At 47.4% G+C, this 12569-nt stretch carries 11 protein-coding genes; 2 read left to right on the top strand and 9 right to left on the bottom strand.

From position 1 onward, the window contains the following. Positions 1–29: 29 nt before the first annotated feature. The 3 genes from AC58QM_RS15710 to AC58QM_RS15700 form a co-directional block, all read right to left on the bottom strand. Complete coding sequence (locus AC58QM_RS15710) at positions 30–677, bottom strand: XTP/dITP diphosphatase (protein ID WP_497285488.1); 648 nt, start codon at positions 675–677, stop codon at positions 30–32. Then, a complete protein-coding gene (gene rph / locus AC58QM_RS15705; RefSeq protein WP_310501448.1) occupies positions 661–1419 on the bottom strand; it encodes a ribonuclease PH in 759 nt (252 codons plus the stop codon). The genes AC58QM_RS15710 and rph overlap by 17 nt, the downstream gene beginning before the upstream one ends. A 182-nt stretch (positions 1420–1601) precedes the next feature. After that, on the bottom strand, positions 1602–2648 hold the full coding sequence (locus AC58QM_RS15700) for a GerMN domain-containing protein (RefSeq protein WP_497285486.1): 1047 nt from the start codon (positions 2646–2648) through the stop codon (positions 1602–1604). Positions 2649–2966: 318 nt separating this feature from the next. Between AC58QM_RS15700 and AC58QM_RS15695 the strand changes: the two genes are divergently transcribed. Next, on the top strand, positions 2967–3929 hold the full coding sequence (locus tag AC58QM_RS15695; protein ID WP_497285485.1) for a phosphatidylglycerophosphatase A family protein: 963 nt from the start codon (positions 2967–2969) through the stop codon (positions 3927–3929). Positions 3930–3995: 66 nt separating this feature from the next. Here the strand turns inward: AC58QM_RS15695 and AC58QM_RS15690 are convergent, their stop codons facing one another. The 3 genes from AC58QM_RS15690 to AC58QM_RS15680 are packed head-to-tail and all read right to left on the bottom strand — an operon-like array spanning position 3996 to position 6422. Continuing rightward, positions 3996–4970 carry an MBL fold metallo-hydrolase gene (locus AC58QM_RS15690; protein ID WP_497285484.1) on the bottom strand — a complete coding sequence of 325 codons (975 nt, stop codon included), beginning with the start codon at positions 4968–4970 and terminating at the stop codon, positions 3996–3998. A gap of 10 nt (positions 4971–4980) precedes the next feature. Continuing rightward, positions 4981–5712: a class I SAM-dependent methyltransferase gene (locus AC58QM_RS15685; protein ID WP_497285482.1), complete on the bottom strand. Its 732-nt coding sequence runs from the start codon at positions 5710–5712 to the stop codon at positions 4981–4983. A 35-nt stretch (positions 5713–5747) separates the two neighbouring features. Beyond that, complete coding sequence (locus AC58QM_RS15680) at positions 5748–6422, bottom strand: DUF6483 family protein (protein ID WP_497285480.1); 675 nt, start codon at positions 6420–6422, stop codon at positions 5748–5750. Between the two features lie 195 nt (positions 6423–6617). Here AC58QM_RS15680 and AC58QM_RS15675 point away from each other — a divergent pair, with 195 nt between their 5' ends. Beyond that, the gene (locus AC58QM_RS15675) at positions 6618–6839 is read left to right on the top strand and encodes a helix-turn-helix domain-containing protein (RefSeq protein WP_028556998.1); all 222 of its coding nucleotides are present in this window, start codon (positions 6618–6620) and stop codon (positions 6837–6839) included. Between the two features lie 586 nt (positions 6840–7425). Here the strand turns inward: AC58QM_RS15675 and AC58QM_RS15670 are convergent. Genes AC58QM_RS15670 through nirB form a run of 3 tightly spaced genes read right to left on the bottom strand, consistent with a single transcriptional unit; the run spans position 7426 to position 12398 of the window. Next, complete coding sequence (locus AC58QM_RS15670) at positions 7426–9534, bottom strand: molybdopterin oxidoreductase family protein (protein ID WP_497285478.1); 2109 nt, start codon at positions 9532–9534, stop codon at positions 7426–7428. 53 nt (positions 9535–9587) lie between these two features. Continuing rightward, positions 9588–9938: a nitrite reductase small subunit NirD gene (gene nirD, locus AC58QM_RS15665; protein WP_497285476.1), complete on the bottom strand. Its 351-nt coding sequence runs from the start codon at positions 9936–9938 to the stop codon at positions 9588–9590. Between the two features lie 33 nt (positions 9939–9971). Next, positions 9972–12398 carry a nitrite reductase large subunit NirB gene (gene nirB / locus AC58QM_RS15660; protein ID WP_497285474.1) on the bottom strand — a complete coding sequence of 809 codons (2427 nt, stop codon included), beginning with the start codon at positions 12396–12398 and terminating at the stop codon, positions 9972–9974. Positions 12399–12569 lie beyond the last annotated feature (171 nt).

Genomic DNA, 12569 nt, shown 5'->3' with positions numbered 1-12569 from the left:
TTCATGTGGTTGCAGGTCTTTCTTTATATTCAACTCGTTTGATCAGGCAGCTGATCAAGAAACATCCGCAAAGCTTTGGCACGGTGACTCAGCTCATTCTTCTCTTCCATAGTTAGCTCGGCCATCGTTCTCCCCAGTGACGGGATATAGAACAAAGGATCGTAGCCAAAACCACTCGCGCCGCGCTCCTCATGAAGAATGTAACCTTGGCAGACATCCTCAGCTTCAATCACTTCATTCGCCACAGGATCAATCAGTGTGAGCGCACAAACAAAGGAAGCCTCGCTTAGTAATGGAGGATGTTCCTCTCCTGCAGGGAGCTCGATTCTTTTGTCCAGCTCACGCAAAGCTTGGAGAAGCCTCGCGTTATTATCAGCATCTGTTGCGTTTTCTCCCGCGTAGCGAGCCGAATACACACCAGGGTCTCCGCCTAAAGCTGTCACGCATAGACCAGAATCGTCCGCTAATACAGGTACATGAAGGTGCGCAGAGATGATCTGCGCTTTGATTCGAGCATTCTCAGCGAAGGTTTTCCCACTCTCCACGATTTCCGGTAAATCCGTGTAATCCGCTAGACTGCGAACCTTATAACCTTTAGCTCCAAAAAGCTCAGCAAACTCCTTTACCTTGCCTTCGTTACGCGTTGCAATGACGACAAAATTACTTTGTAGCCGCATGCTGGGCACCTCGAATACGTTCTGCAATCGGTCCTAGCACACCGGATTGAACTTCAATCATGGTGTTAATTCCGGCTTCTGCCAATGCCAATAATTCATCCAATTCTTTACGGGAGAAAGGAGCGTCCTCACCTGTTCCTTGGACTTCAACAAATTGACCTTGGCCTGTCATCACCACATTCATATCAACCTTCGCTTTGGAATCCTCTTCATAATTCAGATCCAGCTTCGGCGTATCGCCAATGACACCAACGCTGACTGCAGCAAGGAAGTCATTGATCGGAAACTTGGCTAAGTTTTTGTCATTAGCAAGCTTATTAATAGCAAAAGCCATCGCCACGAATGCACCCGTGATTGACGCTGTGCGCGTGCCGCCATCTGCTTGAATCACATCGCAATCCAGCGTAATCGATCTCTCGCCTAGCGCTTCCAAGTTGACAACCGAACGCAGTGCTCGACCGATAAGACGTTGAATCTCCATCGTGCGTCCACCTAATTTACCTTTTGCCGCTTCACGCTGATTGCGAACTTGTGTGGCTCGCGGGAGCATAGAATACTCTGCCGTGACCCAACCTTTTCCTTGCCCTTTCATAAAAGGAGGTACACGCTCTTCAATTGTAGCTGTACAAATGACTTTCGTATCCCCAACCTCAATGAGGACTGAGCCTTCTGCGTGCTTTATATAATGAGGGGTTATTTGCATAGGTCGCAGTTCTTGATCCGTTCTTCCACCAATTCTCATAAATGTCTTTCTCCTCCTGTAGCTCACTCTAAAGCTCTAATCCTTACGCCCCATTGTAACAAACTCACCAAGGAAAAGCACCCTAGGGTCAGTGATTGGACAAATAACCAAAAAACTACTAGATCACTCCCCTTTTTCGAAAAAAGTGGCGTTACCTAGTAGTTCGTAGCTAACCTATGTTTTTAGAGCTTCGCTGGATTAATATGTGTGGGTCTCAGAACAGGTTTGCTGTAGTTTTGATTATCTGTCGATGTTATTTTCACAGCACCATCCACTTTAATTTGCACTTGTTTAAATGTTGTATTCTCCGTTAAGGATAAGATGACAGATTGCAGCGCATCAGCAGTAGCCTTCTGATCTGTACCTAATAGCTTGTTAGAGAAGTCAACAGTGATCAGACCTTCACCAGGCTTAATACTTTTCAGCTCCGTTGTTGCGTTGAGTACAGCAGCAAGTCCCTTCTTCTGATCCGGTCCTTTAATTAACTGCTCCACAACAGCCTTAGCAACATCATCCGTTCTCTTAATTAGACGTGTCACAGGGACATAATATTTGTAATTTTGATCATTTTGATTTAAGAAATAGAGGGTTACCGGTGTGGCTTGACCAAATTCAGTATCCTCCGCTTTCTCCAAATTGATCCCCATGGTGCGAGCTAATGGCACATCCAGCGGTGTCTTGCCTTTCGGCATTTCTTTCAAATCCTTGCCATCTACACGCAACTGAACCTTATCGATCGTAGGGAAGTTCGTTAAGTTCCACGTAATGGCTTCAAGGAGCTTGCGCTCGTCCTTCACATCGTAGTTCAGAAACTCCTTGGAGAAATCAACCGTAGCGCTTTTATCTGCTTTTACATTGAGACTAATAACCTTAGTCCCCTTAGGCAGGAGAGCTTGGAACCCTGAAGGCAACTGACTTGTTTCTGGGCCTCCGTCCACCATGTACTCTAACGTTGTCTTAGCAACGGAGACTGTCTTCGGTAAGGCTAGGCTCAACGGGGTGACAAAACCTTTGCCATCTTTTACATATACGGTCATCTGAGAAGTAACATCTTCGGACATGTCGACTGTAACCGCAGCTGAAGTCGTCTTCACGTCGACCTCTGCCCCCGTTCCCGGAGGTGCATCGATGTCACTCTTCTTTCCGGTGCCCAAAATCGAACATCCCGTGGTCAGTAGAACAATCACCCCCGCTAAAGCGGCTGAACGAATCCAATGTTGATGTTTCATTTGCTTATTTCCTCCTTCGAGTTTTGCTATTCGCATGGCCTGTACGAAGCTTTTTCGTATTATTATGTATACGAGGCTTTGTCCGATTTATAACTACTTTTTGTCCACCTTTTTTAAAAACTCAAAAAAACAGTAATTCAGACTTCCGATACCAGTTCTTCGCCAATTCGAACTCATATGATATACTGAATACCAGCGTGTGAACCCCCAATAAACGGCGATTCCGTCCTCTGAGGACGCGTGCGTTTATGCAGAAATAATTCGACTATTTACCAAGTGCGACATACGTTCTGATATTTGAACAAGGAGGTACTTGTCATGAGAACATTTTTGAAGGAAAAGACCCTCATTTTCAATGAATTTCGAGAAGAGGTTTTCAGCCACTACCCACAAGCTGTTATCGAGGAAGCTGTTGCAAGATTGCTCGTTGAAATAAAAGGCATTAAGAAAATCCCAACTGAATTGATTACAACTACCCTATTAGGTGTTTTGAGTAAAACGGAAACTTTCAATGTCATGTCCACCCTGATGGAGCTTCAGAAAAAGGTCAAGCATGATGCAGAATTGCTAGCTAGTATGAAAGATCCTGCGTATAACGTTCACCGCACTATCGCCATGTCGATTTGCGGTTTATATGGAAGCGGCGCGATATCCCTCTTTGGCTTCATCGACTGTAAATTCCGCTTCTTTTTCCCAACCAAAAGACCTAAATCCTTCATCTCCAAAGGAATATGTGCGATTGTCGCATCCACCGCAAGTGTCATTATTTCGGATAGCGTGAAAGTGGATTACACCAAACGTAATCTCCAATTGCTGGAGTCACGAGGCGTACAACTGGAAGATATGGTTGAGATTCTTGATCAGTTGCAGCGTCCTTACAATCCCGATATGCCTCGCAGTCTCTGTGAAGAGCACATTCTCGCCGTTCTTCGCAAACAGCAAACTTTTCACGCGCTTCAGCTCGCGATCAAGATCGACACCGCTGTCGAGGCCAAAGAATTCAATGCGCAATACAATCATATCGTGGGCATGGATGAAGGACTTTTCGGTGTGGATGAAAGTATCGCAACTGCTGTCCCTCTTATGTACGGGACCATTGCATTGACGAATTTTGGCTTTCTGGATAAAGCCAAACTGGGCATTATCGAGCAGCTCGACAGTGATCACACGGATGGCAAATGCAATACCTTTATCGATGATATGGTATGCGGCATTGTAGCGGCGGCTTGTGGTCGGTTGGCACATAATCATACACCGACGTACAGTAAGCCGTTGAAGTAATTGCGCTAGGAGCCTTATGCGCAAAAAAGCTCTAACCATGGTTGTGTCATGGTTAGAGCTTTTGTTTTATTTCGTCGCGATGTAGTATACGCGATCTGCTAAAGGATCCACTTGCTGGATGCGGCCTTCGGCTTCCAGCAGAATCAAGTGTGCGATCGTCTCCGACAGCGCGAATCGCATCTGGTGAATGCTCAGCCGGTCGCCGAACGTCGCCCGGCACACCTCATAAGCGCTCAGCGGCGCGCTTAACTGCCCTTCCATGAGCGCGAGCCGCTCATGGTGATGGCGCACGAGCTCCTCTGCGCGAGCTGTGAACAGCGGCCATGGCTCCCGGTGCCCCGGGTAAGCCATCACAACCGGCAGCCTGCTGATTTCCTGCAGGCTGCTTAGGTAGGCGCCGAGCGGGTTTTCTTCCACCTGCGGGAGGAAGGAAACGTTCGGCGATATTTGCGGCAGGACGTGGTCGCCGCAAAACATCACCTGCGCCTCAGCGTCGTAGAAGACCAGATGACCCGCGGCATGGCCGGGGGTCTCGATGGCTTCATAGACGCGGTCGCCGAGGCGCACAGGCCCTTCACGCAGCAGGGTAACCTGCGGCTGCGGGGAAACCAATTCGACGAAGCTCACCATGTGCTTCGTCATCTCGTCCAGCCCGGCTTCGGGGAAGCCGTGCCGGGCGAAAAGCTCTAGGAGCAGCGGAGACATCGGCTGCTCGGGGCCCCACAGGAGCTGCACCTGCGCGTATCCGGTCTCCGAGAGGAGAACCGGAGCGCCTGTGCGCTCCTGGAACCAACCGGCCATCCCGTAGTGGTCGGGATGATGGTGAGTGAGCACGATTTGTTCCACGTGCTCAAAACCAATCCCTTGCTCCTGCAGCACTTGCAGCCAGAGCGCCTCAGCTTCCGGCGTATGCAACCCCGGATCTATAACGGTGTATCCGTTGCTGCCGCGGATCAAGTAAGCATTCACCCATCGCAAAGGAAACGGCAGCGGCACCTTTACTTGTGTAATTTCATCTGTATGTACAGTCACGACGTTCATATCCGAGTTGTCATCCTTCCTTATGCCCAACAAAAATCATCCGACTCGAAGCTTCCGGTGCATAATCCTGCCCTTCATAGCCCCCGTAGACATGATCGATATGTAAACCAGCTTTTTGCAACATGGCTTCAAATACCGGTCTTTCATACAACTTCACCTGCTCCAAATAATGCCGATCCGGCTCACCATCTTGAGAAATCACGATCCGTTTGCGTACAAAGCCATCTTCGATTGCTCTAGTCTCGCGAATGGTCAGATCTTCTTCTTTACGTTCCGACTGTGCAACCAAATTCGCCTTCACATAAACTGGATTCAAAAAATCGATGATGAAGCGACCATCCTTTTTTAGTAGCCGATGCATTTCATGAAGGACCTTTTCATTCTGCTCATCCTCATCAAAATAGCCAAAAGACGTAAACAAATTCACAACTGCATCAAACGTCTCGTTTAGCGGCACATCCCGCATGTCACCGTGAATCCATGTCACATGCCCATCTCCACCTAGCTTGACCGCTTCCTGGAGGAGCACTTCCGACAAATCCACACCCGTCACTGTAAAACCACATCCCGAAAGCGCCATCGAATGCCGCCCCATCCCGCAACAGAGATCCAAAAGCCGTGCGCCTTGCTTCAATTCCAACCAATTCATCATTTTTTTCACTTCATGGTATGCGCCTTGCATGTCTCTATGTTTATAGACCAGCAAATAATCATTCCCAAAACTTTCCTGATACCAAGCCATCTTTTCAACACCTTCAACTTTATAATTAGATAATGTTATAAGAGCAGCCTCGATTTAATAATCCGTAAACCCTCAATTGCTTCTTCCTTGCTAAAATTTCCAGCCTTCAATTGCTCGTCCTCTACCTGCAACAGCTTTTCATAAAAAATAAGACCTTGTGACGGCAGTTCTTTCTGCTCCGGATGGTCCTCCATATAATGAAACAAAACATCTTCAACCTTCGCGTAATTGCCTTGCTTCTCATAATGGGAAAATTGCAGTCTCTGCGTTCCTTCAGGGATTTCCCAGCCTTTCAAATGATTCAAACCAACGACCATCCGAGTGGCAATTTCCTGATTGACTTCATCCTCAGGCTCAATTTCATCTGACAGCGACAAATGTAAAAGGAGATCCAACGATTTCAGATATGCCCAGTAAGCCTCGCTATCCTCTTCATGCTGGTGAAGAAGATCACCTTGCCCCACAAACATATCACTAATCACCAACGCCTTCGCCGTATCGATGCTCCCTTGGTAGGATAGCAACTCCAGAATATCCTTACTGGACAAAGATTGGAGAGAACGAATATTCAAACCCAATAAATGACGACTGGCTTCATCTAACTGTCTTTGCGCATCTTCAATCGGGATATGTTCCTTGTTAAAAAGAATCCGATGCAGCACCACCGTCAATTGTTCAATCTGTTTCATCAAATAATCACGTCTGAACATCTGAAGCAGCTCCTCTCGGTTTCAAATTCATCTCATTTCAGCTTACCACGCCTAGCGTGGAAACTCAAAAATACAATTCGCCTATTTTTCTCTAGATACCGCACCATTGACAACAGCCCTTCATAAACTAATTTTGACTGTATCCCTTAACCTTGTAATTCCCAATACCCGAGCAAGGAGGGGTGACACACATCCATGGGCAGCGACCACAAAAACAAATTTTTACTTACGAACCGCGAACGCGAAGTATTCGAACTCTTAGTGCAGGACAAAACGACAAAGGATATCGCACAGCAGCTTTTCATAAGTGAAAAGACTGTGAGGAATCATATATCGAACGTCATGCAAAAGCTGAACGTAAAGGGTCGTTCACAAGCGGTTGTAGAACTGATTAAGCTTGGGGAATTAAAGATCTGATTCCGTCAGCGAAGGGATCCATGCAAGCCACCCACCCTCTATTGAGGGGAATGGGGGCTTTTATGTTTGTTGTAGGCTTCTACCACGCAAATTAACTGGATTTTGTACATCAAATTTCGCTCAAAACGAGCTGATTTTGAATTTAGATGGATTTTATGTAGTTATATTTGCTCATTTTAGAAGTATCGAGGTAAACGGGAAAAATTAACTGCACTTTTTCCATCTAAGTAGAATATTCGGCGTAATTCCGTCGAAATAACTGTATAAAATCCAGTTAAAGTTTAAAAGGAAGTTTGTGGTGGTGAGTTCTGGGTCAGGGGTTGCAAGATGAGGAATGGTTGATTGGTTGAGTGCAGGTACTGGGGTTAGGGGTTCGGGGTTCGGGGTTCGGGGTTCGGGGTTCGGGGTTCGGGGTTCGGGGTTCGGGGTTCGGGGTTCGGGGTTCGGGGTTCGGGGTTCGGGCTCGGGGTTCGGGGTTCGGGGTTCGGGCTCGGGGTTCGGGCTCGGGGTTCGGGCTCGGGTTCGGGTTCGGGTACTAGTCTAATCAAACAAACACCCCAGTCGAATTTCAACTGGGGCGATCTATCTACTCAACTCGCTCAACCTTCACTGCGCAAATTTTAAACTCAGGCATACGACTCGTCGGATCCAACGCATCATTCGTCAACACGTTAATCGAATGCTCGTCGCCCCAATGGAACGGGACGAAAATGGTACGCGGTTGAATGCCCTCGGTGACCTTGACTTGAAAAACAAGTGAGCCACGCCGGCTGGTGATCCGGATTTTTTGTTCTAAGCTCAGGCCGATTCGTTTGGCCAATGAGGGATGAATTTCGGCAACCGGCACGGGTGCCTTCTTATTGAGGGCTTCGGTTCTGCGCGTCTGAGCACCACTTAGGTAGTGATTTGCCAGTCGGCCGGTTGTCAGCACGAAAGGAAAGTCGGAATCAATGGGCTCTGCTGGCATTTTGGGTTGAATACCGAATAATTTGGCTTTGCCATCCGCATGATGAAAACGATCTTGGAATAATTGCGGTGTACCTGGATGGTCTGCCGATCCGCAGGGCCAGAAGATCCCTTTTTCCTTTTGCAAGCGCTCGTAGGTAATGCCGCTATAATCAGCTTTGCCGCCTGCTGTAGCTGCGGCTAGTTCACGAAACACGTCTTCAATACCCGCATATTGAAAGTAAGCACCCCGTCCTAATGCGTCAGCTAGCTCACTGATAATGTGATAATCGAGCTTGCAATTCCCCGGCAGCTCCATAGCCTTCCTCCGATGGAACACGCGCCCCTCGAGGTTGGTCATGGTGCCTTCCGCTTCCGCAAAGGAGGACGCCGGAAGAATATAATGTGCATACCGTGCGGTTTCAGTCTCGAACATATCGGCGACTACAAGCAACTCTAGCTTTTGCAGGGCACGCTCTACCATTTTATTATTCGGACTTGAGACCAAAGGATTAGAGCCCAGCACGATTAATGCCTTAATTTCACCTTCATCTATTTTCTGCAACAGCTCATAAGCAGAAACACCTTTGCCCGGCAGCTCGCTTGGATCGATGCCCCACACTTTGGCGACATGTTCACGAGCTGCAGGATCTTCGATCAAGCGGTAGCCTGGCAGTTGATCAGCTTTTTGTCCGTGCTCGCGCCCTCCTTGACCATTCGCTTGACCGGTCACAGCCCCATAGCCGCAGCCTGAACGCCCTATTTTACCCGTAAGCAGTGCTAAGTTAATGTAATTGAGTGTGTTCTCAACCCCATTCACTTGCTGCTCCAAACCTCTTGCTGTAAGCACGATCCCGGTCTCCGCTTTGGCGAAGCCACGTGCAATGGTACGAGTCACAGCTTCAAGTACACCTGTTAAATACTCCACACGAGCCGGCGTGAACGACTTGACCGCTTCTTTCACTTGTTCAAAGCCAGATGTCCGTGAATCGATGAACTTCTGATCAACGAGGTTTTCTGCAATCATCACATGAATGAGCCCATTAATGAAGACAGAGTCGAAACCCGGTTGAAGCCGCACATGAATATCCGCTGTTTTGGATGTCATGGTATTACGGGGATCGATGGTTACGATCAAAGCGCCTTTTTTCTTTGCTTCTAATAGATAGGGCATCATCGTTGGTTGGCACTCTGCAATATTCGTACCTGCCAAAATGATATATTTCGCATTAGGAATTTCCGATAATGGCATCGTCATGCCGCGATCGATACCGAAAGCTTGATTACTCGCTGCAGCCGCCGATGACATACAATAGCGACCGTTATAATCGATATATTTGGACCTCAAAGCCACACGCGTAAACTTCCCAAGTAAGTAACTTACTTCGTTCGTTAAAGACCCTCCACCATACACACCAACGGCGTCTCGCCCATGTTCAGCCTGCAGCACGTTAATTCTCTCCGCAATATCTGCATACGCATGATCCCAAGACACCGGCTGCCACGATCCTACTCTAGCTGTCTCCCTATGAAGCGGCTCTAGGATACGTTCCGAGTGGACGACGTGCTCCAAGGCATTCAAGCCTTTTTGACACAGACGACCTGTTGCAACTGGAAACTTCGCACTCGGTTTAATGGTGAGGCCTTCGGTCTTCTCACTAGGTGCTATCTCCAATCCACACTGCATACTGCAAAAGCAACAATGGGAGGAGGGTTGTTCATCTGATAATGTGACCAGATATTCTTTCACGCACTCCACCCCCGTGGAACAATCTCTTTTATAGTAGATATAGTAGGAATAAATTAACTCGCCATTTCGTTAGCTTTAGGAAACCCAATATAAACTGTTCCATCATCCACTTTGGTGAGGTACGTTTTCACGCAGCCAGTATCCGGCGCTTGCACGAGTCCCGAAGGCAAATGAATTTTGCGATCATGCATAGGGCAGAATACATGGTCATCACAGACAATACCTTCAGCTAGAACGCCTTCTTTGTGCGGACAACGATTCTGAATCGCTTGTAGCTTCCCGCTTTTCAATTTGAACAGGGCAACTTCTTCCCCTTGATAACGAATCGTTTTTCCCGTATTAATAGCTAAATCCTCATAAGAAACGGCTTGCACCCAAATCATTTGCTCATTTTGTGTTATCATGTTCTCTGCTCCTCCCGTTATATCTCTCTATTTCTACTTCAGTTCAACAACCTCATAGAGATCACGTTGGATTTTCTTACTATCAATCGCTTGTTTCCAAGGATCTTTGGTCACGGAAAGTGCCAGATCCATGCGGTCACACAATTGTTTACGTTCAGCTTCATTCTCAACAACATCACGGATATGATCGATGCCAAGACGGTGTACCCATTCGCTCGTACGCTCGCCGTATTTCCCTGTTTCACGGTAATATTGCAGATAAGCTTCTGTATATTCAATGATTTCAGCTTCGGTCTTAACGGTGCTCATCAAATCACCCACGCGTACCTTGACGCCCCCGTTACCTCCCGCATATAACTCCCAGCCACCATCAACGGATACGACACCTAAATCTTTAATCCCTGATTCTGCGCAATTTCGCGGGCATCCCGATACAGCAAGCTTCACTTTGGCTGGCGTATTCAGACGCTCGAAGCGTTTCTCTAACTCGATTCCGACGCCCATCGCATCCCCCGTACCAAAGCGGCAGAAGGTTTCGCCGACACACGTTTTAACCGTACGTAAGGCTTTCCCGTAAGCGTACCCTGATGGCATATCCAGCGCTTCCCACATCGCGGTCAGATCTTCTTTTTTCACACCAAGCAAGTCGAGTCGTTGTCCTCCAGTAAATTTTACAGTTGGCACGTTGAATTGTTCAGCAACTTCCGCAATCCGTTTGAGTTCGGTTGGATTCGTAACACCGCCATAGATCCGTGGAACAACGGAGTACGTACCATCCTTTTGAATATTGGCATGCATACGCTCGTTGACGAATCGAGACGTGCTGTCATCTTTATACGTTTCAGGACTAATCATGCCCAAATAGTAATTCAATGCTGGACGGCATTTCGAACAGCCCTCTTCATTTTTCCATTCAAGAACGTTCATCACTTCACGCACATGAGATAAACCTTTTTCTCTGATCGCCGTAACGACTTCATCACGTGTATGTGTCGTACAGCTACAGATGGTTTCTTTTGCAGCATTTTTATCATAAGAAGCCCCTAGGGTAAAGGCCAACAAATCACTAACTAACGGCTTACAGCCACCGCAGGAACGTGATGCTGTTGTGCAGTTCTTCACTTCATCTACAGTCGTTAAGCCCTGATCCTTAATGGCCGAACAAATCGTCCCTTTCGTTACACCGTTACAACCGCAGATAATCGCGTCATCCTTCATCTCTGCAACCCCAGAAGCCGCACCACCACCGCCACTGGAACCGTCCGTTAGAATCGCCGTTTTCCCCATACCGCTAATATCTGTTTCTTCCCGAATCATTTGCATGAGTCTCGTGCCGTCAGCCGTATCTCCAAAGAGTACTGCACCGATAATTTTGTTGTCTTTGATTACGACTTTCTTATAGACACCGGAGAATTCATCGTGAATACGAATCGCTTTGGTTCCTTCGGCTTCAACGAATTGACCGCCTGAGAACACATCAACACCGGATACTTTGAGCTTCGTGTACAAAATAGAGCCTTCATACGGGCCTGTTTCGACCCCGGCCAAATGCTTCGCAAGTACAGCACCTTGCTCATAGAGCGGTGCCACCAAACCATAAGCGATCCCTCTATGCATCGCACATTCGCCGACAGCATACACATTCGGAACACTCGCTTGCAAGTAATCATTAACGATAATGCCGGGATTACATTCGATGCCGGATTCTTTCGCAAGCGCTACGTTAGGCCTGATCCCCACGGCCATAACAATAAGATCTGCTTCAGCAACGGTGCCGTCCTTGAATTTGAGGCCAGTCACGCGTTTGTCGCCAATAATTTCTGCGGATTGTTTCTCCAGCAGGAAGTTGATGCCTTGCTCTTCAAGAGCAGCTTGCAGCATTTTGGATGCGGTCCGATCCAGTTGACGTTCCATGATCGTGTCGACGATATGAACGACATCCACTTTCATACCAAGATTGAGGAATCCACGTGCCGCTTCCAGTCCAAGCAAGCCACCGCCGATGACAATCGCTTTTTTGTACTTTTTAGCCGACTCAATCATAATTTCACAATCACGAATCGTCCTATAGGCCATGACGCCTTCTTTATCTGCTCCAGGCATAGGAATCATGAACGGATTAGATCCGGTTGCCAAAATTAATTTATCGTAGGAAACTGTCAGTCCCTTATCGCTCGTTACGGTTTGTGTAATCGTATCAACACTCGTAATAGTCTGATTCGTGTATAAGGTAATGTTGTTATTTGTATACCATTCGTAGGGATGAATGACGATATCTTCGACTTTAGAATCACCGGAAAGCACATAGGACAACAAGATTCGATTGTAATTGGGATGCGGTTCACTGCCGAAAATCGTAACCTCATATTTATCAGGTGTCAGCTTTAGTAAATGTTCAACGGCGTTTACGCCCGCCATTCCGTTTCCGACCAGGACTAACTTCTCTTTTTTGACTGTCATTGTGATCATCCTTCCATCCATTTACTAGGGCATTTATTTAATTGTAGTAGTTGTAAAAAAGTGTCATTCAGGAGCTAAGCCCCCAAATGACGAATATGGGATATGGAGCTTAAGCAGTTTGATCAACTGCAAAGACGCTAGTCGTAACGTCTTTGCCCATACAGCCTGATG

It is taken from the genome of Paenibacillus sp. J22P165 (assembly GCF_059692015.1).
Note: the sequence above shows the minus strand (reverse complement) of the source record. Positions and strands in the feature narration are given on the sequence as shown.

Coding starts and splice junctions, on each gene's coding strand:
- nirB (WP_497285474.1), bottom strand. CDS start 12,398: ATGACAGTCAAAAAAGAGAAGTTAGTCCTGGTCGGAAACGGAATGGCG.
- AC58QM_RS15710 (WP_497285488.1), bottom strand. CDS start 677: ATGCGGCTACAAAGTAATTTTGTCGTCATTGCAACGCGTAACGAAGGC.
- AC58QM_RS15675 (WP_028556998.1), top strand. CDS start 6,618: ATGGGCAGCGACCACAAAAACAAATTTTTACTTACGAACCGCGAACGC.
- rph (WP_310501448.1), bottom strand. CDS start 1,419: ATGAGAATTGGTGGAAGAACGGATCAAGAACTGCGACCTATGCAAATA.
- nirD (WP_497285476.1), bottom strand. CDS start 9,938: ATGATAACACAAAATGAGCAAATGATTTGGGTGCAAGCCGTTTCTTAT.
- AC58QM_RS15690 (WP_497285484.1), bottom strand. CDS start 4,970: ATGAACGTCGTGACTGTACATACAGATGAAATTACACAAGTAAAGGTG.
- AC58QM_RS15685 (WP_497285482.1), bottom strand. CDS start 5,712: ATGGCTTGGTATCAGGAAAGTTTTGGGAATGATTATTTGCTGGTCTAT.
- AC58QM_RS15680 (WP_497285480.1), bottom strand. CDS start 6,422: ATGTTCAGACGTGATTATTTGATGAAACAGATTGAACAATTGACGGTG.
- AC58QM_RS15695 (WP_497285485.1), top strand. CDS start 2,967: ATGAGAACATTTTTGAAGGAAAAGACCCTCATTTTCAATGAATTTCGA.
- AC58QM_RS15700 (WP_497285486.1), bottom strand. CDS start 2,648: ATGAAACATCAACATTGGATTCGTTCAGCCGCTTTAGCGGGGGTGATT.